The organism is Piscirickettsia salmonis LF-89 = ATCC VR-1361 (assembly GCF_000297215.2).
GTDB lineage: Bacteria > Pseudomonadota > Gammaproteobacteria > Piscirickettsiales > Piscirickettsiaceae > Piscirickettsia > Piscirickettsia salmonis.
This window is the reverse complement of record NZ_AMFF02000103.1, coordinates 1-742: the sequence shown is the minus strand read 5'-3', so window position 1 is coordinate 742 and position 742 is coordinate 1. Positions and strand designations below refer to the sequence as shown.

The window sequence follows — 742 nt, the reverse complement described above, 5'->3', positions numbered from 1 at the left end:
ACAATAAAACTTGTTATATATTATACAATATATACTAAAGTCAATAAAATCAACGGATCGCAACTAGACGCAAAAACACAATCAGTATATTATCTTAATATAACAATACTTTATACTAAAAAAGGCTAAAAAAATGGGGCTTCACAAACAAGCCAAGATTTTAAGCGAACGCCAAGAAAAGGCCGTTTTAAGTGCGTTCCAATCAACGACCTACCCTACTCGCAATACTACGATGTTCCTCCTCTCAATCAAAGCCGGTTTACGCGCTAAAGAAATTGCCGCACTCACCTGGGACATGGTACTAACACCTGAAGGTGAGCTATGTGAGTCTATCCGTCTACGTAACACTGCCAGCAAGGGCAAACAAGGCGGCCGGGTCATCCCTCTCAACAAACAATTAAAACAGGCATTATCCCAACTATTAGACGAGTCACAACCAAAGCATGGACAAAGGCCCGTGATTCTCTCACGCCGCAACTCACACTTTCCAGCGCAAACCATAGTGAACTGGTTTGCCGAACTCTACAAAAATTTAGGCTTTGAAGGTTGTAGTAGCCACAGCGGTCGCCGTACCTTTGTGACAAGGGCAGCTAAAAATATTATCAAAGCTGGCGGCTCTTTGCGTGATGTTCAGCAACTTGCTGGGCACACAACACTTCAAACCACCCAACGTTATATCGAAGGTGATAACGAAGCGAAGAAGAAAATTGTAGATTTAATCTGAGCAGTAAAAACAGCTACT

The 742-nt window shown here is 42.2% G+C and carries 1 protein-coding gene; it reads left to right on the top strand.

Features of this window, described 5'->3' with window-relative positions:
* The first annotated feature begins 133 nt into the window (after positions 1 to 133).
* Entirely contained in the window at positions 134 to 724 is a 591-nt protein-coding gene (locus C200_RS10220) for a tyrosine-type recombinase/integrase (RefSeq protein ID WP_016212425.1), read from the top strand.
* Positions 725 to 742 lie beyond the last annotated feature (18 nt).

Coding starts and splice junctions, on each gene's coding strand:
- C200_RS10220 (WP_016212425.1), top strand. CDS start 134: ATGGGGCTTCACAAACAAGCCAAGATTTTAAGCGAACGCCAAGAAAAG.